This window comes from Chitinophaga sp. CF418, from assembly GCF_900142925.1.
Taxonomy (GTDB): Bacteria; Bacteroidota; Bacteroidia; order Chitinophagales; family Chitinophagaceae; genus Chitinophaga.
In genome coordinates this window covers 668,303-692,043 of record NZ_FRCN01000002.1, presented here as the reverse complement: position 1 = coordinate 692,043, position 23,741 = coordinate 668,303, and the positions used below count along the sequence as shown (strand labels likewise).

Here is a 23,741-nt window from a genome sequence, read left to right as displayed (position 1 = left end):
TTGGTTATATTTAGTATAAATTCCACACAAATGCTTGACCAATGGTATAAAGGGCAGGTAACCCGTATCGTACAGGAAACGCATAATACGCGCAGGTTCTGGATTCAGATCCCCGAAAAGGAACGCTTCGACTTCAAAGCAGGTCAGTTTGTAACCCTCGATCTTCCCATACACGAACAAAAGAACAAGCGCTGGCGCAGCTATTCCATCGCTTCCCCCCCAGATGGTACGAATACAATAGAACTGGTCATTGTATTGCTGGAAGGTGGCGCCGGCACCACTTATCTGTTCAATGAGATCACTGAGGGCAGTGAGCTGGTACTTAAAGGCCCGCTGGGGCACTTTACACTACCTGAGCAACTGGACAGAGACCTGTTCCTGATCTGTACCGGTACGGGCATCGCGCCTTTCCGGTCTATGGCCCAGTATATCAAGGCGCACGACCTGCCGCATCCTCCCATCCACCTCATATATGGCTGCCGGCAGCAATGTGACCTGCTCTATGCGTCAGAAATGTGTCAACTGGAGCAGGAACTGGCGGGTTTCCATTATATCCCCACCCTTTCCCGGGAAGATGATCTATGGACGGGCCGTAAAGGGTATGTCCACCTGATCTATGAAGAGCTGGCCCACAAACAACCCGCGCATTTCTTTTTATGCGGCTGGAAGAACATGATAGATGAAGCTAAACAGCGGATACTGGCCATGGGGTATGACAGACATGACATTCACCAGGAACTGTATGGCTAAACCATACATAACGATAGGATCTTATATATTTCCAATAAAAAAGGCGACATCAATTGATGCCGCCTTTTTCTATAAATCATTTTTATTTTCTATTCGTTGATCTTACTCAGCACGATATCTTTCACTTTGTCCATTGGCACCCTTTCCTGTTCCATGCTGTCGCGGTAACGGATGGTAACGGTGTTATCTTCTTTGGTCTGATGATCGATCGTTACGCAGAAAGGAGTACCGATGGCATCCTGACGGCGATAACGTCTGCCGATCGCATCTTTCTCCTCATAGAAGCAGTAGAAGGAGGATTTGCATTTATCCATCAATTCCTTCGCTATTTCCGGTAAGCCGTCTTTTTTAGTAAGCGGGAAGATAGCCAGTTGAACCGGCGCCAGTTTCGCAGGGAATCTCATCACCACACGGCTGTCTTCTTTACCGTCCTTGCTCAGATCTTCCTCTGCATAAGCATTGCAGATTGTCAACAGGAACATACGGTCCAGACCAATAGAAGTTTCTATCACATATGGAATGTAGTTCTGGTTGGTCTCCGTATCAAAGTATTGGATCTTCTTCTTGCTGTATTCCTGATGGCTCTTCAGGTCAAAGTCAGTACGGGAGTGGATACCCTCCACTTCTTTGAAACCGATCGGGAATTCATATTCGATATCCACAGCAGCATCAGCATAGTGCGCCAGCTTAACGTGGTCGTGATAGCGGTAATTTTCCGGAGATACACCCAGGCTGAGGTGCCATTTCAGACGCTCTTCCTTCCAGTAGGCATACCATTCTTTCTGGGTGCCAGGGCGGATGAAGAACTGCATTTCCATCTGTTCAAACTCACGCATACGGAAGATGAACTGACGGGCTACGATCTCATTACGGAAAGCCTTACCTACCTGCGCGATACCAAAAGGTATCTTCATACGGCCGGTTTTCTGTACGTTCAGGAAGTTAACGAAAATACCCTGAGCAGTTTCCGGGCGCAGGTATATTTCACTTGCCTCATCGGTCACACTTCCCAATTGGGTAGAGAACATCAGGTTAAATTGACGAACATCTGTCCAATTGACAGTGCCACTTACAGAACACTTGATCTTATTATCTTCTATCAGTTTTTTCAATCCCGCGAAGTCATTGTCCTTAAGCAGGTTATCCATCTGCTCCAGCAATGCGTCACCCGCCTCTTTGGGAAGGGTTTCAGCATGACCTTCTATGAGGTGATCTACACGATAGCGTTTCTTACTGTCTTTATTGTCGATCATCGGGTCGCTGAAATTATCAACGTGACCAGATGCCTTCCAGGTAGTTGGATGCATAAAAATGGCAGCATCGATCCCCACGATATTCTCATGCATCTGGGTCATGCTCTTCCACCAGTAGTCGCGGATATTCTTCTTCAACTGAGCTCCGTTCTGGCCATAGTCATATACTGCACTTAAGCCATCGTATATTTCACTGGACTGGAACACGAAGCCATATTCTTTACAATGCGAGATGATCGCCTGGAATTTGTTCTGATCTGTAGCCATAATGGCGCAAATATAATAAGGGTTTTCGGATTTAAAGATGGCGTTTAGCTACCTTTTTCATTCTCAATCGGGCCGGTTAACGGTAATTCATCAGTTTCCACGGGCACTTCCTTCACATATACTGCATATTCATTGGGTCTGATCCTTCCTCCGAAATGCTGTACATATACTTGAGTAAACTCAGCTCCAAAGTACAGGATAATGGCTGAGTAATACACCCAGAGCAGGATGATCACGATGGACCCTGCCGCCCCGTAGGCCGTACCTACTTTACTGGAGCCAAGATACATGCCTATCGCGAATTTTCCTATCATAAACAGGATCGCGGTTGTCACTGCGCCGATAATAACATGCTTCCACTGCACTTTTGCATCAGGCAACACCTTAAAAATGATGGCAAACAGCACGCTGATGATCACAAAGGTGAGGACCAGGTTAATAATGTACACCAATACTATTGTTACCTGCGGGAAGAAAATCGACAGCTGGTGACTGAACAGTGCAATAATACCGTTCAAAGCCAGGGACACCATGAGGATAAATCCAAGGCTGATAACTATTGAAAATGACAGCAGGCGGTTGAGCAACATCTTCAGCAGACCATTCTTAGGTTTGGCTTTTAGCTGCCAGATAAAGTTAATGGAGTCCTGGATCTCACCAAATACACTCGTAGCACCAATGACAAGGGTAACAATACCCACTATGGTTGCCCAGCCCGAGTCTCCCGAGAGAGCAGCGTTTTTGATCATCTGCTGGATCTGGAGGGCGGCTTGGCTTCCTACCATAGTCTTGATCTGCCCATATATACTACCCTCGATCGCCTCTTTCCCAAGAAATACATCACACAGCGTGATAATCACGATCAGCATAGGGGCTATGGAAAAAACGGTATAATAGGATAATGCGGCGCTGAGTTTGAGTACCTTATCATCCATGAAATCATGAAAAGTCTGTTTCAGAATGTGCCAGAAGGTCTTTATTTTCTTGATGATCTTCATATGATTGCTTTAACAAAAAACCTGCCTTATTGGAGCTTTTCATTGTCCTTGTGCCTGCTGGCATCCCGGATGTTTTTCTTCTCGAAATTCTTCTCCAGGGCGGCTGTCATGTCCACCCCTGTCTGATTGGCAATGCAGAGCAGTACCCACAGCACATCTGCCAGCTCATCCGCCAGGTCTTTCTGCTTGTCCGACTCCTTAAAGGACTGCTCACCATATTTGCGGGACATAATACGGGCTACTTCCCCCACTTCTTCTGTCAGGATGGCCATGTTGGTCAGTTCGCTGAAATAGCGTACGCCAACAGTTTTAATCCAGCCATCGATCTTTTCCTGTGCTTCCTGGATCGTCATATTAAATATTTATTCTTTTGATTTTGTGTCTATAATGATCGTAACAGGGCCGTCATTCAGCAGCTCCACCTTCATATCTGCCCCGAAAATACCGGTAGCTATAGTTTTCCCCATATCAAAAGTCAGCTGGCTAATCATCTGTTCATACAGCGGAATGGCTATATCCGGCTTACTGGCTTTGATATAGGAGGGCCTGTTCCCTTTTTTGGTGGCGGCATGCAGGGTAAACTGGCTCACCAGCAGGATATCGCCCTCCACTTCTTTCACAGAGCGATTCATAACGCCTTCCTCATCATTAAAAATGCGGAGGTTGACGATCTTATTACTTAGCCAGGTGATGTCTTCGGTATTATCAGCATCCTCAATACCCAGCAATACCAGCAAACCTGTCCGGATACTGCCGGTAACACTGCCATCTACGGTCACGGATGCCCTTGATGCACGTTGTATAACTGCACGCATATGTGTAATAAGTTATTTTAATTGCGGCGGGAAATTAAAATATTTATGCGGTATGTGTGAAAATATCATCGGCTTCGGGATCCTGCACTTTCATAGTGTCTTCTATTTCCAGCTTTGGATAAAACAATTCCTGCATCAGGTAATAGTAGAGATAGAGGAATGATAAAGACAACAACAGGTATTCATTTAGTGCAAACAGTATTGTTATGGTATTCAAACCCATTACCAGTAACAGATAGGTCTTACTGCTACGTAATTTTATATAGGCGAAGATCTTTAAAAGGTATAGTGCCCCCAGTAACGCTGCTCCCGATAAAGCCAGGCCGGTAGGCGCTGTCAGCAGGTGATAGATATTGTATACCGTTACTGTAATACCGGAAATGATCATCGCCTGCTGGGCAGCATACCTGTCAGATTCCAGATATAACACAGCGTGGGCTTCCTGTGTAGTCGGTTTATCTTTATCAATTAAAAGTTTTAACACTGCGATAATATTAACAACAGGAATGTAATGCATCATGATCACCCAGGGATTATATTCTCCGGTAGTCAAAGCCCTGCCGGTAATGATATTTCTTAACAAGCCGGCAAGAGAATATACACACAGAACAGCCAGCAATAACCTGAAAATAATAAAACCAGTAACTACTACAGGCAATGCCGTCCCTTCGAAGAAACTTCCCATTAAATAAGTGAGTTCACCAATGCTACCCATGTAAATGAACCATATTGCAAGGAAGATGAAAAAATATTCCCATCCGCTGATGGTCTGTATACGGGACTGCAGTTTTATAAAAAATGCCGGCCATCTGAAACTGTTCTCTGTCAGGAAAATAATCGAGTAGTAAGAGATAAAGGTGCCGAAGGTTGTCAGCAGAAAAGCAAGGAATTTCACTACCTCTATCCAGAACCCGGACATATTCAGCCATCCCATCGGGATCCCGCCCGTTGGGCTACCTGTTTTAGGGATCACAAAATAGATGACCGCTGCCAGCACTGCTGCTCCTATTTTATCGCTCATACCGTTCAGATAGAAGCGGGTGATAATAATCACCAGGAAGACCGCAAATGAATTGACATAATAGATCAGGGAAGTATTTTGTTGACTGCTGTTGGCTTTCAGGAATTCATTCAGGACAAACTGCAAACCGAAAGCTAAGAGCACCACGAATGCCAGTATACCAAATTGTTTCACATCCTTTTTAATGACAGCTTCCCATACTACCATAACGAGCGTATTCATCGCCAGGAATATTGCATATTGCGTTCCCAGGCTAAGCGATAATATTGATGGGAATATGATGTCAGCGCCCTTCTGTATCGTGCAGGCTATCAGTACGGGAATCCAGCTGGTTTTAAGTATGCGCAACTGCAGGGGAGTAAAGAAATTCATGGCACACAGGATTTATAAGGATGGACGGCAAATAAAATCATTTACCTTTAGTTAAATTACGATAATCAATTATAAAGAAACGTTAATTAAATGAGTGTAGATCTTTCCGCCGAAATTACCTTCCGCACCGCCAGGAGCGGGGGAAAGGGCGGACAAAACGTGAATAAGGTAGAAACCATGGTGGAGGGTTATTTTGATATTGCCGCTTCATCTTTGTTAACCGAAGAACAAAAAACACTGGTGCAGGAAAAGCTGGCGCACCGCATCAACGCAGAGGGGCTGCTGCAGGTACGCTCCCAGGAAGAACGTACCCAACTGGGCAACAAACAGCTGGTTGTAAAGAAGATGAACGAACTGGTGAATAAAGCCCTCATCAAACCCAAAAAACGGGTACCCACCAGACCCTCCAGGGCAGTGAAGGAAAAGCGTATCCAATTCAAAAAACGACTGTCGGAGAAAAAACAACAGCGCAGGAAAGGGCTGGAATAATTAATTTTGGCTAAAATTTCAGGGAATTGAGTATAAAATCACTGGCAGGACAAACGATCTATTACGGCTTTAGTAACATAGCGAGCAAGCTACTTAACTACTTCCTCACACCGCTCTACCTCGAGCTGATGACACAGGCTTCGTACGGGGAGATGTCTACAGTGTATGCCTATATCCCATTCCTGAATATTATCCTGACCTATGGTATGGAGACGGCCTTCTTCCGGTTCGCCAAAAAGGAGAACAGTCAGACGGTATTGAGCACCTCCACCATGTCATTACTGTTTTCTACCATTAGTTTTACAATATTACTCCTGTTCTTCCGGGGACCTATCATTCATTCCTATATTGGTGAGTTGAGCGGATTAGATACGCATCCGGTATTCTTTACCTACCTGGTACTGATTATGGCCTTTGATGCGCTGACGGCTATTCCCTTTGCCCAGCTGCGGCTGGAGAACAAGCCGGTCCGTTATGCCTTTATTCGCCTGACGGGTATTCTCACCACTATCGGGTTCAACGTCCTTTTCCTGGTCATCATACCGAAAATGCATGCTGCAGGTCAGACCTGGCTGCCGGATATACGTACGGGAAACCAGATAGGTTACATTTATCTCAGCAATGCGCTGGGAAGTGGTATTACGCTGTTATTGTTCCTGCCCCAGCTGATGCGCATCCGCTGGCAGTTTGATACTGCGGTATGGAGACAGATGCTGAATTATTCCATTCCGCTCATCTTCTTCGGGATGGCTGGTATGGTGAATGAGACTTTTGACAGGGCATGGTTTCTACCGCAATTCCTGCCTGGGAATAATATGACGGACAAAAAAGAGCTGATCGGGATCTATGCCGCAAACTACAAACTGGCTATTCTGATCACCATGTTCATACAGGCATTTAAGTTAGGCGCTGAGCCATTTTTCTTTAAACAGGCAGAAGGCAAAGATCCGCAGAAGATGTACGCCCGCATCATGAAACTCTTTGTGGTGTTGTTATGTATGATGTTCCTCTTTGTAAGCCTGTACCTGAACGTCTGGAAGACCTTCCTGCGCAGACCGGAGTACTATCCCGGTATGAAGATCGTTCCCATCCTGCTGCTGGCCAATATGTTCCTGGGTATCTACTATAACCTGACCATCTGGTTCAAACTGACCGACCGGACCAAAACAGGCGCCATGATCACGATTATTACCGCAATACTGGCCTTTTTACTGAACTGGTGGTGGATCCCCGTTATGGGATACTTTGGTGCGGCGCTGGCCACCATGGTCTGCTACTTTGCCCAGATGACCATCTGTTATATACTGGGGCAGAAATACTACCCGGTACCATACCATCTTCCACGCATCCTCACTTACATGCTAACCGCTGTGCTGACTTTTTACCTGTATGATCTCCTGAACAGGACACTGTTGTCTCCGGGCGATGTATACGCACTGAAGCCACTGTCCCTGTTTGTGGCCACAGTCTTCTTTGGCGGCTATATCTGGTTCCTGCTGAAAATGGAGAAAAAGGAGTTTTCCAGACTACCTTTTATCGGAAAATTTGTGAGCAGGATTTAAACCTCCACTGTCCTGAAGAGTCTGAGTACTTACTGCAGGAAGGGGTTGTGCCGCTTTTCAAAACCAATAGTGGTAGACTGTCCGTGACCGGGATACACCCTTACCTCATCGGGCAGTACGAACAATTTTTGCTGAATGCTGTTAATTAAAGTTTGATGGCTGCCTCCAGGCAGGTCTGTACGGCCAATACTCTGGTAAAACAGCACATCTCCACCTATAAGGATTTGCTGGCCGGCGGAATAAAAACACACACTCCCCGGTGAATGGCCGGGAGTCAACAATACTTCCAGCTCATCATCGCCAAAGAGTATTTTTTCTCCGTCTTCCAGGAACCGGACAGGTTCTGGAGAAGGTTCAAAGGGAATATTATACATTTTGCCTATTTCAGGAGAACGGTCCAGTACAATTTTGTCCTGAGGATGTATTTCCAGGCCAACTCCATAGGTCTTCACAACCAGTCTGTTACCGAAAATATGGTCAATGTGGCAATGTGTGTTCAGGAGCCGTGTAACTTTCAAACCCTCTTTTTCGATATATGTCAGTAATTGTTTCCTTTCTTCTTCAAAATAACAGCCCGGGTCTATAATTATACAATCCTTTTTTTCGTTAATGAGTAAATAGGTATTTTCCTGAAACGGATTAAAGGTGAAATGTTGTATTTCCATCATTGTTGCCGATTTTTGCTATTTTTAATTCAGAACGCAATATTATCAATACTTTCTGTATGAACCGACTTACTACCAGGTTATTAATTACCGGTACCCTATTACTTGGCTCGTATCTATCCCAGGCACAGACCAATACCGTGGAATTTGGACAGAACCGCATACAGCATAAGAATTTTAAATGGCGTTACTATCAAACCCGTCATTTTAATACTTACTTCAGCCAGAACGGTCTGGAATTAGGGAAATACGTAGCACAGGTAGCAGAAAGGGAATTACCACAGTTGGAACAATTCATGGAATTTACCTTCCGTCAGCGGGTGAATATTGTCGTGTACAACAGCTTCGGGGAAATGAAGCAATCCAATATAGGCATTGGCGTTGACTGGCAGAACACGGGTGGTATCACCAAGCTGGTGGGTAATAAACTGATCGTGTACTTTGATGGCAACCATGAACACCTGTACAAACAGATCCGTGAAGGGATCGCCCGCGTTATGCTGGAAAACCTGTTGTTCGGAGAAGATATCGGAGAGTTTGCCGGTAATGCAGTGCTCATTGATTTCCCAAAATGGTTCACCGACGGATTTATAGCCTATGCTGCGGAAAACTGGAATACCCAGCTGGATGATGAACTGAAAGACGCTATCCAGTCAGGCAGGTACAAGGACTTCTATCAGCTGGCCTATGAAAAGCCTACACTGGCCGGACATGCCTTCTGGTATTATGTAGAAAGTAAATATGGCAAGGACGCTGTACCTTACCTGATGTATATCTCACGCATTAACCGCGGACTGAAAAAAGGATTTGAACAGGTACTGAGCCAGAAGCCCAAAAATGCACTGAAGGACTTCATGGTATTCAATGCCAAACGTTACCAGGACGATAACCGCCGCCGCCGTCAGAGTACCCGTGGCGCCCGTACTATCGCCGCCAGGGAACTGAAGAAGTCTGACTTCTATCGCTTCCAGGCCAATCCAAAAAGCAACTGGTATGCAGTGGTAGAATTTTCTAAAGGATTGTACAAGGTACAGGTACAGTTCGCCGACATGAAGCCTAAGATATTGCTGCGCAGCGGGGTGAGAATGCAGGCCAGCCAGCTGGACCCTAACTATCCGTTACTGGCATGGAACCAGAAAGGAAATCGCCTGGCCATCATCTATGAACATGAGGGCGTGACTAAGCTCATGGTATACGACCTCGTTACCAAAACTACTACCAAACAAGACCTTCCACGCTTTGACAGGGTAATCGATATGAAGTACTTCTTCGAATACGATAACTCCCTCTTGCTCTCAGCAGTGAAGAACGGTCATACAGATATCTACACCTACAGTATCACAAAACAGACTGCAGAACAGATCACCAATGATGTGTATGATGATCTGGATCCTTCATTCGTTGCCTTCCCTGGTAAGAGCGGAATTATCTACTCTTCCAACAGGCCGTCTCCAACCGCCAAAAGCGGAGATACCGTCCTGCCGGCAGGTCATTACAATATCTTCCTGATCGATAACTGGAACAAGAGCGCTGACAAACAGATCTCCCAGCTGACAGACATGAAATACGGTGACGCACGTTCGCCACTGCAATACAATAACACACACTTTACGTTTGTATCAGACGTCAACGGTATTCGTAACCGTTATGCCGGTTTCTTTAAGACGGAAAGAACAGGAGTAGATTCCCTCTTCTTTGTCGGATCAGAGATCCTGCATAACCCGGAACAGGCTGACCTGGATTCAGCACTGGCAGAATACGGCGCTACAGCACCTGATTCCGTAATGGCAGTATCGCTTACCAAAGACTCTACATACACCTTCCCAATGTCGAACTACTCTTTTGGTATCAAAGAATCCAGAGGAGCAGGCGACCAGAGCGAAGTATCGCAGGTGATCCAGCAGTATGGCTTTAAGAACCTCCAGAAGCTGAGGATCGATACTGTAACCCTGCGCAAGAGAAATGTAAATAGCCGTCCTACTACTTTCAGAGCCCGTCAGATGCACGAAGACAGTCTCCGTCTGGGTCTGCCTACTTACCATGAAAAAGCAAAGGTCGATACTGCAAAACATGACGACTTCTTCCAGAGTGAGTTTGGCAAGGAAGAACAGGATTCCAGTGCGGCAGCAGAAACCCAGTTATTACAGATCCCGCTGATGGAGCCTGTATTGAAGAAGTCCAAACTGCTTCCTTATAAACTGAAATTCGCATCAGACTACCTGATACTCCAGATAGATAACTCTATCCTGATCAACAGGTACCAGCCGTTCACCGGTCCTCCTTCCGGCCCTATCAGGCTTGTTGATCCTGTGAATGGTCTGATCCGCATAGGAGTAAGTGACCTGATGGAAGATATTAAGATCAATGGTGGGTTTAGATTCCCTTCCAGTCTGGATGGTACTGAATACTTCATCTCAGCTTCTTATCTCAAAAAACGTTTCGATTATAAATTTACTTACTATCGCAGAGTAGATAAATATAGTGGTGTGGGCTTTGATACATCGGGCAACCCGCTGGATTACCCGGCCAAGATGAAGACCAATCTCTTCCAGTTCGATGTACGTTATCCGTTTGATGAGGCCAGAAGCATCCGTTTGCAGGTAGGCTACCGTAATGACAAATTCGTAATAGCCGCTTCTGATGAGAATACATTGAAGTTGAAGAATTTCTCCGACAACTATGCTTTATTACGCCTGGAATATGTGTATGACAATACTATTAATCCAGCCATCAACATCTGGCACGGTACACGCTACAAGATCTATGGCGATATGAACGCACAGATCAACGGAGACCTGAATGATGTATTCGACCAGGGAGCAGCTGCCGGAAAGGGCAAGTTCACATATAACATGGGTATTGATGTGAGACATTACGAATCCATCTTCCGCAACTTTATATGGGCTACCCGCTTCTCCGCAGACTTATCATGGGGTACACGTAAACTGTTGTACTATCTGGGTGGTACCGACAACTGGCTGAATCCTAAGATCAACACCAATACACCAGTGAATATGACTGCAAACTATGCATACCAGACACTGGCTACCCCATTGCGTGGTTACAAACAGAATGCACGTAACGGTAATAATGTAATGGTGTTTAATTCGGAATTACGTTTGCCGGTATTCGCCACCTTTATGAACAGGCCTATTAACTCAGCCATCGTACGTAACTTCCAGGTGACCAGCTTTGTGGACATTGGTACTGCATGGAACGAGAAACTGAACTTTAAAGATGCTAACTACACTTATTATGACGATGGTAGCGGCGTAACAGTGAAAGTGAAAGAAGGTTTCCTCGGACCATTTGTAGGTGGTTATGGCTTTGGCGCCCGTACAACGCTTGCTGGTTACTTCCTGAGAGTAGACGCTGGCTGGCCGATGGTTGCGTTCTTCCGTGGTAAACCGATCTGGTACTTTGGAATGGGAGTTGATTTCTAAGAAGAATGAGCTTCAATATATGGAAGGGTCTCGCTTTATGCGAGACCCTTTTCTTTTAGCACAGGATAGGGATAAAAATGACAGCGCCTGTGATAGCGGCTACCAAAGCCGAAACAAGTACGGCACCCGCAGCAACATCTTTGATCCATTTCACCCTCGGATGAATTTCCGGGGATAGATAATCCATGATCTTTTCAACAACAGTATTCAGCATCTCCGTGATCCATACCATTCCCGTTACTATCAGGATGGCGATCCATTGATTGGCGGATAATCTGTAATAAAAACCGGCCGCTACCACCACCACCGTTGCTACAGCATGAATACGCGCATGCGGTTCACTGCGGAGAAATGCGATGATCCCCTGAAAAGCATATTTAAAACTTAGTAAACGCTGCTGCAGATAGCGACCGGTTTGCATGACTATAACTGTTTATAATTTTTATAATTCTCCCCACTTGATCCTCCGGCTAAAGTACATCACAATAGCCAGTATTATAAACAGTCCAAGGCTACCCATGAGCAAAGCCTGATCTTCCGAACGGATGATGACATAAATAAACCCATAGAGCAGGCTTAATACACCTCCGACGCCTATGGCCATACGACTGCTTCGCAATACACTGGCTGTATATATAGCTACCAGCAGAATGGTAAGGATAGCAGCGATCAGGTAAGCAATACTAAAATTCAATTGTTCTGCGAGGGCGATCAGCAAGGTATAAAATACACATAATGCCGCACCGACCAATATATATTGTAATGGATGAACAGAGGAATGCTGTAGCAATTCGATAAAGTAAAATACCAGGAAGGTAAGGCCGATGATCAGGATGGCGTATTTGACCGCACGGGTGGATTGCTGGTAGGTATCCACCGGCAGGAATAATTTCACGCCGAAATCAGCAGAGTGCAGGTTAGCATTGGCGCCAACCCAGCTTTGGGGGAAGTTGCGGTTCAGGTTGGAAACCTGCCAGGAAGCGGTGAAACCTTTTGCATGCACGTTATGTGTATTAGGCAGGAAGGCGCCGTCGAAACTGGGGCTCTTCCAGTTGGAGTTCAGGTTGACAGTTGTTGTTTTGCCAACGGGAGAGAAGAACAGTTGACCGGAACCCTTCAGATCAAGATTGACAGCAAAGTTGCCGGCTACAATGCCGGAGTCTGACATTGTCAGTGGCACCTTTACCTGCATGCCGTTCTCGAACAGATTCGTAGCAGGAATACCAGGATTAAAGTAGAAATTCCGGCCATTCCACTCCACACCTGCCTGATTAGTGATACCGCGCATATCGTTGATCCCAACTGCCAGGTAAGCATCTTTCAGCAACACAGTTGTGGGATCAATATTTAATCCGTTCAGGTCCAGACCGGAGAAGGCGCCGCTGATCTGTAAATGTGAGCTGTATACAGCTACCTCATAGATGCCGCGCCTGCGTATTTCAGGCAGCAGCTCACCATTTACCGCCAGTTTATCCGGCAGGAATACGGCATTGGATGTCACCCCAGGTTTGCTGTAGTAAGGTATTACCAATACGGGCCCGGTAATGGTCTGTGCGTCGCCCCATTTACCACTGACTTCTCCTTTGGCTTCAAACTGCCGCTGCTCCCTTTCGGAAATAAGTCCCATGATCATAGCAGTGGGAATTAACAGCAGTACTACAAGAATACCGATAAGCAGCGCCTTTACACCATAGGCATAACGTTCGAAGAAAGAAGGCCGCTCTTTAGCGTCCTGCGAACGGTTTTCCGTAGCAGGCGAAGGTGGGCCGGGAGGCAGGGGATTTGTTTCGTTGATGTTAGTTGTTTGCATATAATTACATTTAAAAGCGCTTTGAACTTCAAAGTATAAAGACAAAAAAATTTACTCCATAGAGCGGATCATATTTTCGAGAGCAGCCAGGTGACCTTTAAACGCCTTTTCACCGGCTTTCGTAATAGAATAGGTAGTATTGGTTTTACGTCCTATAAAACCTTTATGTACTTTGAGGTAACCATTTTCTTCCAGGGTACTGAGGTGGGATGCCAGATTACCATCTGTCAGTTCCAGCATCTGCTTCAGGTCATTAAAGCTGACTTCCTCATTTACCATGAGGATACTCATTACCCCAAGCCGTATACGGCTGTCAAAAATCTTATTTAAGTTACCTATGGGATTGTTCACGAGTACGTCTTTATTGTTTCCACTAGTTCCGATCTGCGCCGGTTTTTACGCTACAGTTGTCTGCCGCTCATACTTCCACCACATAATGATGCCATACAAAATATGTAATACACCAAAACCAACGGCCCAAAAATAAAGCCCTCTGCGCAAAAAGAAAACATTTAATATACCAAGTCCTATTTCAGCAATACCCAGGTAACGGATATCAGAGAATGTATACTTACTGGCATTCAGCAATGCCATACCGTAAAATATAAGACAGGATGGCGCTATCAGCACATCCAGCTGATTATATATCAAACCGGCAATGAAAGCGCCACCGGCCAGCATTGGTATCAATGCATTGATCAGTACCTTACGGGAAGTGGCATCCCAAATAGGAACGTTGTTCCGCCGGGCCCTCCTCCAGGTGAAATAAGTACCCCCGCAAAGCGCCAGTGCTATTACGCCCAGGCCCAGGAGGATCAGCTGCAACCGGAGCATGGAAAAGTCGGCATCATCATAATGCCCTCTTACTTCCCAGCGGTCATAATAAGACCGGAACAGGATATAAGCGGTTGCCGCACCGGCCAGGGCAGATACGCCGGCAAAAACGCCACTTAATCCACTGAGAGAAAGAAAACGGGTACTCCGTTCCATCATGCGCCTGATATCACTTATTGCTTCCAGGTGTTGCTGATCTGTCATACTTAAAGTACTTTGTATATCAAAGTTACATATTTCAATGAGAAGACAAAATATATTTTTTTGCTATATTCTCAGGTAGTAGTCCCTGTTATTTCATTCAGTACATCTATGATGATCTTACATGCCTGTCTGATCTCTTCCTCACTGATAATCAAGGGTGGGGCAATACGCAGACACTCAGGGGCGAAAAGGAACCAGTCAGTCAGCAAGCCTCTTTCGATACACGCATCTATAACCTTCTTATTCATCGCAAAGTTCTCAAATTCGACCGCCATCATCAGTCCGAGGGAGCGGATCTCCTTAATGGCAGGATGCTGCAGATACTGGTGAAATAACTGGCCTTTGGCCTTTACAGTATCTACCAGTTTCTCTTCCAGTAATACCTTAAAACCGGCCATGCCTGCGGCACAGATTACAGGATGTCCCCCAAAGGTGGTCATATGCCCCAGCACCGGTTTATTGGTCAGGCTCCACATGATTTCTTTATCGGCGATGAAAGCCCCCATTGGCATCCCGCCTCCCAATGCTTTCCCCAGCAAGAGGATATCTGGTATCACGCCTGTCTGCTCAAAGCCCCACAGCGTGCCATTCCGTCCCAGGCCACACTGTATTTCATCCAATACCATCAGCGTACCCGTGGCTGTACATTTCTCCCGGATGGCCTGCAGCCATTCTTTCTGCGGCACACGCACGCCTGCTTCCGCCTGTACAGTTTCCAGTATAATGCAGGCAGTACGCTCAGTGATCTGGTCCACTGCTTCCCATGTGTTGTAAGTAAGATGCTGTATATCAGGCAACAAGGGTCTGTATGCATTCCGCCAGCTTTCATCCCCCATAATGCTCATAGCGCCCTGGGTAGAACCGTGATAACTTTTCTCAAAAGCGATGATCTCCGTCCTCCCGGTATAACGTTTAGCCAGTTTCATAGCGCCCTCCACGGCTTCAGCTCCCGAATTGGTGAAATAAACGCTGTTCAGGGACGCCGGCAGGTGCTGTGTTAATAATGTGGCGAACGCCACCTGGGGAGACTGGATCAGCTCTCCGTACACCAGCAGATGCATGTATTGTTCCGCCTGTTCTTTAATAGCTGCTACTACGGCCGGATGTGAATGTCCCACATTACATACACTGATACCGGCAATCAGGTCCATGATCTTTTTGCCTTCGGTATCCCACATATACATACCGGATGCCTTCACTATTTCGAGTGCCAGCGGCGCATCTGAAAGCTGGGCCACATGACGTAAAAAGAGTTGTCTGTTATTCATTCTGCCGCAAAAATACATTAAAGAATCAGTAGGCCCCCGATAAGATGCAGGCTCGGTATACTGCTCACAGCAGACCTATACGAATTTCTTTACTTTTGCGTTAAAACATACTATATGCCTGTCATCTTACCGGTTAAAGGAATACTGCCTACAATAGGGAACGACTGTTTTATTGCGCCTAATGCCACAATTGTAGGAGATGTGATAATGGGAAACCAGTGCAGCGTTTGGTTCAATGCAGTGATCCGCGGAGATGTGAACAGCATCAGGATGGGCAATAAGGTAAATGTGCAGGATGGCGCCGTGATCCATTGTACTTATGAGAAAACACAGGCTATTATCGGCAACAACGTCTCTATCGGGCATAATGCTATTGTGCATGGCTGCACAGTTGAAGATAACGTATTAATAGGCATGGGTGCTATCGTGATGGATAATGCATACATTGGCAGTAATACCATCATCGCCGCCGGCGCCGTAGTGCTGGAAGGTACCCAGGTAGAAGCTGGTTCCATCTATGCCGGCGTACCCGCCAAAAAGGTGAAAGATATCAGTCAATCCCTGATCAGTGGCGAGATAGACCGTATTGCCAACAACTATCTCATGTACTCAGGCTGGTTTAAGGACACGCCGGAAAGTAAATGACATATTTTAATTATCTTGCATCTAATAATCACCTTGCCCTATGAAAAGACTATTACTACTAACGGTGGTGTGCGGCATGCTTGCTGTAAGCTGTAAGACAGAGCGCACCGGTTGCCCCAGCAACAACTACTATTCTACTAAAAATGTAAAGCAAAACAAGTCTTCATCCAGGCAGATGAATGGCAGAGTATTTTAATTAATACGATACCCTATGAAAAAACTTTTACTCTTTGTACTGGTGATATCCCTCACCGGACTGTCCGCCTGCCGTACCAGGAAAACAGGTTGCCCTACTCCCCGCAAAAACTGGGGGGCTGAGAAACTGCTGGACGAGATGAGCGCGCCCAAAAGGAAAAAACGTTAGTATTATTTACAGGGCAGGTTCCTTCGCAGGGATAGTGATCAATACTGCTCTTCCTGTATTGATTCCAGGATGGTTGCATAACTTACGTACCTGTTCACATCGATATCACCGGCATCTACCGCCGCTTTTACGGCACATCCGGGTTCATTGATATGCAGGCAGTTATTGAACTGACACTGGGTTAAATAGGGCAGCATTTCGAGGAAATAATGCGATAACTCCGTTTTGGTGATATCTACAATACCAAACTCACGCACGCCTGGCGTATCAATCAACTTACCACCTACAGGCAGGTCGTACATCTCTGCATAAGTTGTGGTATGTAATCCTTTCCCGCTCCATCCGCTTACAGCTTTGGTACGCAGGTCAAGGCCGGGCAACAAACGATTGATCAGGGAAGATTTGCCTACGCCGGAGTGACCAGACATCAGGGTGGTTTTATCCTTCATCTCAGCAACTAACTCATCTATTCCCTGTTCTTTTTCGGCAGACACCAGTAGTACTTTGTACCCAATATCCTCATACAATGCCTGTAATTCGGCAAACTTATCCAGGTCTTTCTCTTTGTAAATATCCCTCTTGTTGAACACCAGCACCACAGGTATATGATAGGCCGCCGCCGTTACAAGGAAACGGTCCATAAACCCATTGGAAGTACGTGGTTCCTTTACGGTACAGATCAGCATCGCCTGATCCAGGTTGGCAGCCACAATATGTTTCTGGTTCTTTTTATGAGGAGAACTGCGCACTATATAATTCCTGCGGTCCACTATTTCTGTGATCATCGCATTATTGGCGGTAGCATCTCCATCCTCCCGCACAATTTCAACAACATCGCCTACAGCAATAGGATTAGTAGAGGTAATATCCTCATCTATCTTCATGACACCTTTAATGCGGGCCTGAAATACTTCTCCCGTAGTTGCTTTGGCTGTATACCAGCTTCCTGTGGATCTATAAATAGTTGCTTGCAAATTCTCGTATTAGTTATTTAGGCTGTAAAGTTAGGGGGTTTTTCAATGTGGCGTCACGAATTGGGGAATACTAAAAAAGAAACAGGAACCAGGAATTAAAACACTTCGTTTCAATTCCTGGTTCCTGATATATAATTCCTTTACGGCAGGCTTCTGAAAGCGGTATATCTCAGCACTACTTCCAGCAGCATACATGCCAGTGCAATCATTGCCAGCGGGAAGAAATGTTCTGCAAAACGTTTATAGGAAGTGATCTCTACTTTCGTTTTCTCCAGTTTATCGATCTCACCGTAGATATTCTCCAGCTCTTTGTTGTTGGTAGCCCTGAAATATTTACCTCCTGTTTCAGCAGAGATCTTTTTCATCAGCGGCTCATCCAGCTGTACATCCTGCATCTGCATTTGTATGGAACCGTCAGGCATGGTCATCGGGAAAGGCGCTTTTCCAATAGTACCTACACCAATCGTATACACGCGGATCTTGAATGCCTTGCTGATCTCCAGTGCAGTAAGCGGATCTATCAGACCGGTATTGTTAACACCATCCGTCAGCAGGATGATCACTTTACTTTTAGCTTTACTTGTACGTAAGCGATCTACAGAGGTTGCCAGGCCCATACCGATAGCGGTACCATCCTGCAGCATACCACTTTTTATCAGTGCTATCTGATTCTTCAGTACACCATGATCTGTTGTGATAGGACACTGTGTAAAGCTTTCCCCGGAGAAGATCACCAGACCGATACGGTCACTGATACGGCTGTCCACAAAATTCATGGCTACTTTCCTCGCAGCTTCCAGCCTGTCCGGTTGCAGATCCTGCGCCAGCATACTACCTGAAATGTCGATCGCCATCACTATATCAATACCTTCACTGTCGATACTTTCAGACGTATTACTGGTTTGCGGTCTGGCCAATGCCACTACCAAAGCGGTAAAAGCCAGGAGACGCAGTACAAGTAATACAGGACGCATTGTCACCTTCCAGGAAACAGGCAGTCCTTTCAATCCCTGCAGGGAAGACATTTCCATGGCTGCCTGCCGCCTTTGCTGCCGGGCGATGTACCAGTAAATCATTACTGGTATCAGCGCCAGTAGCCCGAAGAAGGCGGGGTGGGCAAATTCAATACTTTTCCAGATCGAAAAATCCATTTATTAATAATAATTTCTCTTTTGAAGGAGCGACCTAATTAACAGGCTGCTTTGTTTCTTCTTTCCCGGCCTCTGCCACTACTGCTTTCTCTGCTGCAGGCTTCGTCCATTCCACTATTTCCTGTGCATGTTGCATAGCGCCTTCATGCTCTTCCGGAGATGGTGTCATTTTCGCAAACTTCGCCAGGTCAGCCAGACTTAACAGGTTGCGCAATTTATCACGCTGCTGGTTCAGGATAGTGACAGGCTTGATATGTTGCAATAACTCTTCCGATGTCTGCTCCAGTGCAGGAATGTTAAACTGCTGCTCAAAATAAGTACGCAGAACATCTGTAAGCCGGGTGTAATATTGTTTGATATCGCCCTGCTGCCATACCTTTTCTGACTTCAGCTGCTGCAGTTGCTGCAACGCTATTTCGTAAGGCGGCACCACAACCGCTACAGGTACAGGAGCAACTTTTTTCGGCCTGCTGCGGAAATATACGATCAGGCCTACAGCCACCAGCACTACGGTAATACCGATGGCAAAATACAGCCAGTAATCCCAGAAGCTCCAGCCTACAGTACGCACGCCTTTGATAGGTTTAAAGGCCTTTGTAGTATCTACTTCAATGGTATTTACGTCGATGCTTAATGGCCCTGTGAAGACGGAATCTGTGATATTACCGGCGCTTACCAGGTCAAAACGCAGGGCTGGAATATCCCAGCGGCCTGAGTCAAAACTGGTCAGCACAATAGTCTGCCCCAATAACTTTGTATTACCCTGTGCAGTTGTATCCAGCGGGGAACGGCGTACCACCTCAAAATGTCCGAAGGAATCAGGGATCTGTGGGAACACTACATTCACGCCTTGCGGAGGCATACTGGCAGACAGGCGAAGCTTTACCTGCTCCCCGAGGCGGATCTTGTCAGTATCAGCCTGCGCATTTACGTTCAGCTGCTGGGCAGCAGCAACGAAAGGCGCCAGGACGAACCCTAACAGGAAGAAAAAAATAAGACGTTTAACTATAATCGGTTTAACCATGTTAGTACTTGCTCAGCTTTAAACTATCACCTGTTTACGAAAAAGGATTGTAAGGCTTTTACATAATCTTCATCCGTACGTATGCTGATAAGCTCCGCACCACTTTTCTTGAAAGAGTTACGGCAATATTGCACATGCTGATGGAACTGCTGGGTATAATACTGCTGTACTTTTTTGTCAGAAGAATCCACCCACTGACGGTCGCCTGTTTCCAGGTCATTCATCTGGATCAGGCCTACAGATGGCAATTCCTTATCGCGCTGATCGTAAATGTGAATGCCTACCATATCATGCCGTTTGGATGCAATGTTCAGTGCATCCTGGTAACTACCGGTCAGGAAGTCACTCATCAGGAACACAATGCTCCTTTTCTTGTTGGCATTATTGAAGAAACGAAGGGTTTCTTTGATATTGGTGCCTTTACGCTTAGGTTCAAAAGAGATCAGTTCACGGATGATGAACAGGATATGCGATTTACCTTTCTTGGGCGGGATGTATTTTTCCACGCCATCACTGAAGAAGATAACCCCTACTTTATCGTTGTTGTTGATAGCGGAAAAGGCCAGTACGGCACACAATTCCGTGATCATATTCCGCTTGTTCTGCTTGGAGGTACCAAAGATGGAACTTTCACTCACATCCACCATTAACATCACGGTCAGCTCACGTTCCTCTTCGAAGACCTTTACGAACGGGTGATTGAACCGGGCAGTCACATTCCAGTCAATAGACCGGATATCATCTCCGAACTGGTATTCCCTTACTTCACTGAAAGACATACCACGGCCTTTGAAAGCACTGTGATATTCCCCTGAGAATATATGGTTGGAGAGGCCTCTGGTCTTTATTTCCAGCCGCCTTACTCTTTTTAGTATTTCTGCAGTATCCACCGGTAATGATTAAAATGAATAATGATTCGCATCGCTGCCATACGGCACCTATCAAGGTACTTCTACTGCATTCAGGATCTCGCTGAGGATGTTCTCGCTGGTTACATTTTCAGCTTCCGCTTCGTAGGTAAGGCCCACACGGTGACGCATTACATCAAAACAGATGCTGCGTACATCCTCAGGGATCACATAACCTCTGCGTTTAGTGAATGCGTACGCTTTAGCCGCCAATGCAAGACTGATACTTGCCCTTGGTGAACCACCATAGGAGATCAGCGGTTTCAGTTTCTGCAGCTTGTAATCTTCCGGATTACGGGTAGCAAAAACGATATCGATAATGTAGCGCTCTATTTTTTCATCCATGTATACCTCACGCACCAGTTTACGTGCTGCTATGATATCTGAAGGCTGTACAACAGGATTGATGGCAACAGCAGCCTGAGGGTTCAGGTTCTGACGGATGATGTGACGCTCTTCTTCTTTGGTAGGATAACCGATCGTTACCTTCAGCATAAAACGGTCTACCTGGGCTTCAGGCAGCATGTAGGTACCTTCCTGTTCGATCGGGTTCTGGGTAGCCAGTACCAGGAACGGATCATCCAGTTTGAAAGTGGTATCACCGATGGTGATCTGTCTTTCCTGCATTGCTTCCAGCAGGGCACTCTGCACTTTTGCCGGGGCACGGTTGATCTCATCCGCCAGGATAAAGTTGGCGAAGATCGGACCACGACGTACCACGAACTCATTCTTTTGCTGATTATATATCATCGTACCTATCACGTCGGCAGGCAACAGGTCCGGCGTAAACTGGATACGGCTGAATTTTGCATTAATAGCAGATGACAGGGATTTAATGGACAATGTTTTTGCCAGACCGGGCACCCCTTCCAGCAGTACGTGACCACCTGCCAGCAGGCCGATAAGCAACCTTTCTACCATGTAACGCTGACCAACGATCACCTTACTCAGTTCCAGGTTCAACAGGTCCACAAATGCGCTGGCCTGATGAATCTTTTCGTTCAATTGACGGATATCCGATGTATTCTCCATGCTTATATATTATTTACAAGTTTGCTAAAGTAAACATTCCGGCGGTAAAACCTTGCGCCCATTACCGGATTGGCCCGTTAAAATGCTGTTAATAATAACATTATAAATGACAAATTACGAATTACGTTCATGATTATCAGGGAACTGCGGTTTTTCAGGTTTTCCTTATATCAGAAAATGGTCATTCATAAGTCTCAATAACTCATGCGTCCAAATTAATAAAGCCTGAGCATATTTATATCATCTTTTTTTATAACGTACATTTGCAAACGTAACTTCTCCATACGGAGCTCATAATTAAATCTTTAGAAGATGCAGGAAGAATTCGCGCAGCAATGGAAACGGGTGGAGGATATGCTAACAGAACGTTTTGGGAAGAAACCGAACATGGAAGCGATCCTCTTTTTAATAGGAATCCAGGAACTGGGCCACATGAAAAAGAAATTCACCAAAGAGCAGAAACAGGACCTCATGCATGTGGCCACCTGTACACTGCTCAGCCAGAGTGGCTATTATGAACTGGAAGGATATGACAAGGATGGATGGCCTCACTTTAAAGAGGCCCAACCCGTTCCTAAAATGGATATGATAGAACAGGAAAGATTCCTGCAGGAACATATCATTGCATACTTTGACGATCTTGAGGGGCGCTGACAGCGCTTCTCTTTTTCTCCAGGCAATCAGCTCATGACAATTTTCTTACACCATATCAACCCCATTACTCCCGGACAACCGGATACATTAGTACAAAATCTATCATAAACCACCCACATGAAAAAACAGCTACTCCTACTGCTATTGTTGCTCTCATTTGGTACTACCATGGCAAAGAACCGCAAAGTAAAAGTTATTACGCCTTATGGCACCATGATCATCAGACTGTACGATCAGACCCCGCTGCACAGGGACAACTTCATCAAACTTGTGAAAGCTCATTTCTACGACAGCACGCTCTTTCACCGTGTTATCAACACCTTCATGATACAAGGCGGCGACCCTGAGTCAAAACATGCTCAGACAGGCGCTATGCTGGGCAACGGAGATGTGAATTATACCATTCCCGCCGAATTCGAATTGGACCTTTATCACATAAAAGGCGCACTGGCGGCCGCGCGTGATAATAATCCAACCAAAGCCAGTTCCGGCTGCCAGTTCTACATCGTACAGGGAAAGAAGTGGACAGACGAGCAACTGGACCAACTGGAAAAGACACGCCTGGGAGGCCGTAAGATACCGGTAGATCAAAGGGAACGTTATAAGAACTTTGGCGGCACTCCGCAGCTGGACCAGAGTTATACCGTATTCGGACAGGTAGTGAAAGGACTGGATGTGATCGATAAGATCGCCACACAAAAAACGGATACGAATGATCGTCCCTTAGCTGATGTACCCATGAAAATAAGATTGATACATAAATTCCTTTTCTTTTAGTACCGCTATTCTCAATTGGAATTTCCTTAATTTTACCGCTTAAAATCAAACTTGCCATGAATTTTCCATCAAACCTGCGTTACACCAAAGACCATGAATGGGTTCTCCTGGAGGGTAATACAGCTACCGTTGGTATTACTGAATTTGCACAGCGCGAATTAGGTGATATCGTTTTTGTAGATATCAATACCGTTGGTAAAGACCTGAGTGCTGAAGAGGTATTCGGTACCGTAGAAGCTGTAAAAACTGTATCTGACCTGTTCCTGCCTGTTGCCGGTACTATCAATGAAATCAATCCTGAACTGGACGGTTCTCCGGAACTGGTGAATCAGGAGCCTTATGGCCAAGGTTGGATGATCAAAATGACCGTTAGCAATCCGGCTGATGTAGAAGGCCTGCTGGATGCAGCAGCCTACCAATCTCTTGTTGGCGAATAATCAGCTCACTCCCAAGATATTTTA

The 23,741-nt window shown here is 45.9% G+C and carries 25 protein-coding genes and 1 pseudogene; 10 read left to right on the top strand and 16 right to left on the bottom strand.

Going from position 1 to position 23,741, the window contains the following annotated elements:
* Positions 1–30: 30 nt before the first annotated feature.
* Complete coding sequence (locus tag F3I09_RS07410) at positions 31–750, top strand: ferredoxin--NADP reductase (RefSeq protein WP_149694399.1); 720 nt, start codon at positions 31–33, stop codon at positions 748–750.
* A gap of 89 nt (positions 751–839) precedes the next feature.
* On the opposite strand, the gene F3I09_RS07405 is transcribed toward F3I09_RS07410, so the two are convergent.
* The 5 genes from F3I09_RS07405 to F3I09_RS07385 are packed head-to-tail and all read right to left on the bottom strand — an operon-like array spanning position 840 to position 5,476.
* Positions 840–2,270: a glycine--tRNA ligase gene (locus F3I09_RS07405; protein ID WP_149694398.1), complete on the bottom strand. Its 1,431-nt coding sequence runs from the start codon at positions 2,268–2,270 to the stop codon at positions 840–842.
* Positions 2,271–2,314: 44 nt separating this feature from the next.
* A complete protein-coding gene (locus F3I09_RS07400) occupies positions 2,315–3,268 on the bottom strand; it encodes a YihY/virulence factor BrkB family protein (protein WP_149694397.1) in 954 nt (317 codons plus the stop codon).
* Positions 3,269–3,294: 26 nt separating this feature from the next.
* On the bottom strand, positions 3,295–3,621 hold the full coding sequence (locus F3I09_RS07395) for a nucleotide pyrophosphohydrolase (RefSeq protein WP_149694396.1): 327 nt from the start codon (positions 3,619–3,621) through the stop codon (positions 3,295–3,297).
* A 9-nt stretch (positions 3,622–3,630) separates the two neighbouring features.
* Positions 3,631–4,083 (bottom strand): D-aminoacyl-tRNA deacylase, encoded by a 453-nt coding sequence (dtd, locus tag F3I09_RS07390; RefSeq protein WP_149694395.1) that lies wholly within the window; start codon positions 4,081–4,083, stop codon positions 3,631–3,633.
* A gap of 43 nt (positions 4,084–4,126) precedes the next feature.
* Positions 4,127–5,476, bottom strand: a complete 1,350-nt coding sequence (locus F3I09_RS07385; RefSeq protein ID WP_149694394.1) for a hypothetical protein — start codon at positions 5,474–5,476, stop codon at positions 4,127–4,129.
* A 108-nt stretch (positions 5,477–5,584) separates the two neighbouring features.
* Here F3I09_RS07385 and arfB point away from each other — a divergent pair.
* Together arfB and F3I09_RS07375 are read left to right on the top strand one after the other, a co-directional pair.
* Positions 5,585–5,965: pseudogene (gene arfB, locus F3I09_RS07380) on the top strand (alternative ribosome rescue aminoacyl-tRNA hydrolase ArfB); the annotation flags it as partial.
* Positions 5,966–5,991: 26 nt separating this feature from the next.
* Positions 5,992–7,527: a polysaccharide biosynthesis C-terminal domain-containing protein gene (locus F3I09_RS07375; protein ID WP_149694392.1), complete on the top strand. Its 1,536-nt coding sequence runs from the start codon at positions 5,992–5,994 to the stop codon at positions 7,525–7,527.
* A 29-nt stretch (positions 7,528–7,556) separates the two neighbouring features.
* Here F3I09_RS07375 and F3I09_RS07370 read toward each other — a convergent pair whose 3' ends face one another.
* Entirely contained in the window at positions 7,557–8,195 is a 639-nt protein-coding gene (locus F3I09_RS07370; protein WP_149694391.1) for an MBL fold metallo-hydrolase, read from the bottom strand.
* A gap of 56 nt (positions 8,196–8,251) precedes the next feature.
* On the opposite strand from F3I09_RS07370, the gene F3I09_RS07365 reads away from it, so the two are divergent.
* Positions 8,252–11,635 carry a hypothetical protein gene (locus F3I09_RS07365; RefSeq protein WP_149694390.1) on the top strand — a complete coding sequence of 1,128 codons (3,384 nt, stop codon included), beginning with the start codon at positions 8,252–8,254 and terminating at the stop codon, positions 11,633–11,635.
* Between the two features lie 55 nt (positions 11,636–11,690).
* On the opposite strand, the gene F3I09_RS07360 is transcribed toward F3I09_RS07365, so the two are convergent.
* The 5 genes from F3I09_RS07360 to F3I09_RS07340 form a co-directional block, all read right to left on the bottom strand.
* A complete protein-coding gene (locus F3I09_RS07360) occupies positions 11,691–12,056 on the bottom strand; it encodes a diacylglycerol kinase family protein (protein ID WP_149694389.1) in 366 nt (121 codons plus the stop codon).
* A 21-nt stretch (positions 12,057–12,077) separates the two neighbouring features.
* On the bottom strand, positions 12,078–13,445 hold the full coding sequence (gene creD, locus F3I09_RS07355) for a cell envelope integrity protein CreD (RefSeq protein WP_149694388.1): 1,368 nt from the start codon (positions 13,443–13,445) through the stop codon (positions 12,078–12,080).
* A 51-nt stretch (positions 13,446–13,496) separates the two neighbouring features.
* On the bottom strand, positions 13,497–13,796 hold the full coding sequence (locus F3I09_RS07350) for a transcriptional regulator (protein WP_089829004.1): 300 nt from the start codon (positions 13,794–13,796) through the stop codon (positions 13,497–13,499).
* 45 nt (positions 13,797–13,841) lie between these two features.
* Entirely contained in the window at positions 13,842–14,483 is a 642-nt protein-coding gene (locus F3I09_RS07345) for a hypothetical protein (RefSeq protein ID WP_149694387.1), read from the bottom strand.
* 71 nt (positions 14,484–14,554) lie between these two features.
* A complete protein-coding gene (locus F3I09_RS07340; RefSeq protein WP_149694386.1) occupies positions 14,555–15,751 on the bottom strand; it encodes an aspartate aminotransferase family protein in 1,197 nt (398 codons plus the stop codon).
* 114 nt (positions 15,752–15,865) lie between these two features.
* Between F3I09_RS07340 and F3I09_RS07335 the strand changes: the two genes are divergently transcribed.
* The 3 genes from F3I09_RS07335 to F3I09_RS34000 are packed head-to-tail and all read left to right on the top strand — an operon-like array spanning position 15,866 to position 16,760.
* A complete protein-coding gene (locus tag F3I09_RS07335; RefSeq protein WP_149694385.1) occupies positions 15,866–16,396 on the top strand; it encodes a gamma carbonic anhydrase family protein in 531 nt (176 codons plus the stop codon).
* A 40-nt stretch (positions 16,397–16,436) separates the two neighbouring features.
* Complete coding sequence (locus tag F3I09_RS34005) at positions 16,437–16,592, top strand: hypothetical protein (RefSeq protein ID WP_188133718.1); 156 nt, start codon at positions 16,437–16,439, stop codon at positions 16,590–16,592.
* A gap of 15 nt (positions 16,593–16,607) precedes the next feature.
* Positions 16,608–16,760: a hypothetical protein gene (locus F3I09_RS34000; protein ID WP_188133717.1), complete on the top strand. Its 153-nt coding sequence runs from the start codon at positions 16,608–16,610 to the stop codon at positions 16,758–16,760.
* Positions 16,761–16,798: 38 nt separating this feature from the next.
* Here the strand turns inward: F3I09_RS34000 and rsgA are convergent, their stop codons facing one another.
* The 5 genes from rsgA to F3I09_RS07310 form a co-directional block, all read right to left on the bottom strand.
* Positions 16,799–17,734: a ribosome small subunit-dependent GTPase A gene (gene rsgA, locus F3I09_RS07330; RefSeq protein ID WP_149694384.1), complete on the bottom strand. Its 936-nt coding sequence runs from the start codon at positions 17,732–17,734 to the stop codon at positions 16,799–16,801.
* A 140-nt stretch (positions 17,735–17,874) separates the two neighbouring features.
* The gene (locus F3I09_RS07325; protein ID WP_149694383.1) at positions 17,875–18,885 is read right to left on the bottom strand and encodes a VWA domain-containing protein; all 1,011 of its coding nucleotides are present in this window, start codon (positions 18,883–18,885) and stop codon (positions 17,875–17,877) included.
* Between the two features lie 34 nt (positions 18,886–18,919).
* Positions 18,920–19,909, bottom strand: a complete 990-nt coding sequence (locus F3I09_RS07320; RefSeq protein ID WP_149694382.1) for a hypothetical protein — start codon at positions 19,907–19,909, stop codon at positions 18,920–18,922.
* Between the two features lie 26 nt (positions 19,910–19,935).
* Positions 19,936–20,799 (bottom strand): DUF58 domain-containing protein, encoded by an 864-nt coding sequence (locus F3I09_RS07315; protein WP_149694381.1) that lies wholly within the window; start codon positions 20,797–20,799, stop codon positions 19,936–19,938.
* Positions 20,800–20,850: 51 nt separating this feature from the next.
* Positions 20,851–21,849 (bottom strand): MoxR family ATPase, encoded by a 999-nt coding sequence (locus F3I09_RS07310; RefSeq protein ID WP_149694380.1) that lies wholly within the window; start codon positions 21,847–21,849, stop codon positions 20,851–20,853.
* A gap of 312 nt (positions 21,850–22,161) precedes the next feature.
* Between F3I09_RS07310 and F3I09_RS07305 the strand changes: the two genes are divergently transcribed.
* From F3I09_RS07305 to gcvH, 3 genes are all read left to right on the top strand, one after another.
* Positions 22,162–22,503: a hypothetical protein gene (locus F3I09_RS07305; protein WP_149694379.1), complete on the top strand. Its 342-nt coding sequence runs from the start codon at positions 22,162–22,164 to the stop codon at positions 22,501–22,503.
* Positions 22,504–22,620: 117 nt separating this feature from the next.
* Positions 22,621–23,280 (top strand): peptidylprolyl isomerase, encoded by a 660-nt coding sequence (locus F3I09_RS07300; RefSeq protein ID WP_149694378.1) that lies wholly within the window; start codon positions 22,621–22,623, stop codon positions 23,278–23,280.
* 56 nt (positions 23,281–23,336) lie between these two features.
* Positions 23,337–23,717, top strand: coding sequence for a glycine cleavage system protein GcvH (gene gcvH / locus F3I09_RS07295; protein WP_149694377.1), 381 nt, complete (start codon positions 23,337–23,339; stop codon positions 23,715–23,717).
* Positions 23,718–23,741 lie beyond the last annotated feature (24 nt).

Coding starts and splice junctions, on each gene's coding strand:
- dtd (WP_149694395.1), bottom strand. CDS start 4,083: ATGCGTGCAGTTATACAACGTGCATCAAGGGCATCCGTGACCGTAGAT.
- F3I09_RS07360 (WP_149694389.1), bottom strand. CDS start 12,056: ATGCAAACCGGTCGCTATCTGCAGCAGCGTTTACTAAGTTTTAAATAT.
- F3I09_RS07335 (WP_149694385.1), top strand. CDS start 15,866: ATGCCTGTCATCTTACCGGTTAAAGGAATACTGCCTACAATAGGGAAC.
- F3I09_RS07305 (WP_149694379.1), top strand. CDS start 22,162: ATGCAGGAAGAATTCGCGCAGCAATGGAAACGGGTGGAGGATATGCTA.
- F3I09_RS07395 (WP_149694396.1), bottom strand. CDS start 3,621: ATGACGATCCAGGAAGCACAGGAAAAGATCGATGGCTGGATTAAAACT.
- F3I09_RS07325 (WP_149694383.1), bottom strand. CDS start 18,885: ATGGATTTTTCGATCTGGAAAAGTATTGAATTTGCCCACCCCGCCTTC.
- F3I09_RS34000 (WP_188133717.1), top strand. CDS start 16,608: ATGAAAAAACTTTTACTCTTTGTACTGGTGATATCCCTCACCGGACTG.
- F3I09_RS07370 (WP_149694391.1), bottom strand. CDS start 8,195: ATGATGGAAATACAACATTTCACCTTTAATCCGTTTCAGGAAAATACC.
- F3I09_RS07385 (WP_149694394.1), bottom strand. CDS start 5,476: ATGAATTTCTTTACTCCCCTGCAGTTGCGCATACTTAAAACCAGCTGG.
- F3I09_RS07300 (WP_149694378.1), top strand. CDS start 22,621: ATGAAAAAACAGCTACTCCTACTGCTATTGTTGCTCTCATTTGGTACT.
- F3I09_RS07400 (WP_149694397.1), bottom strand. CDS start 3,268: ATGAAGATCATCAAGAAAATAAAGACCTTCTGGCACATTCTGAAACAG.
- creD (WP_149694388.1), bottom strand. CDS start 13,445: ATGCAAACAACTAACATCAACGAAACAAATCCCCTGCCTCCCGGCCCA.
- F3I09_RS07340 (WP_149694386.1), bottom strand. CDS start 15,751: ATGAATAACAGACAACTCTTTTTACGTCATGTGGCCCAGCTTTCAGAT.
- F3I09_RS07310 (WP_149694380.1), bottom strand. CDS start 21,849: ATGGAGAATACATCGGATATCCGTCAATTGAACGAAAAGATTCATCAG.
- F3I09_RS34005 (WP_188133718.1), top strand. CDS start 16,437: ATGAAAAGACTATTACTACTAACGGTGGTGTGCGGCATGCTTGCTGTA.
- F3I09_RS07410 (WP_149694399.1), top strand. CDS start 31: ATGCTTGACCAATGGTATAAAGGGCAGGTAACCCGTATCGTACAGGAA.
- gcvH (WP_149694377.1), top strand. CDS start 23,337: ATGAATTTTCCATCAAACCTGCGTTACACCAAAGACCATGAATGGGTT.
- F3I09_RS07365 (WP_149694390.1), top strand. CDS start 8,252: ATGAACCGACTTACTACCAGGTTATTAATTACCGGTACCCTATTACTT.
- F3I09_RS07320 (WP_149694382.1), bottom strand. CDS start 19,909: ATGGTTAAACCGATTATAGTTAAACGTCTTATTTTTTTCTTCCTGTTA.
- F3I09_RS07405 (WP_149694398.1), bottom strand. CDS start 2,270: ATGGCTACAGATCAGAACAAATTCCAGGCGATCATCTCGCATTGTAAA.
- F3I09_RS07345 (WP_149694387.1), bottom strand. CDS start 14,483: ATGACAGATCAGCAACACCTGGAAGCAATAAGTGATATCAGGCGCATG.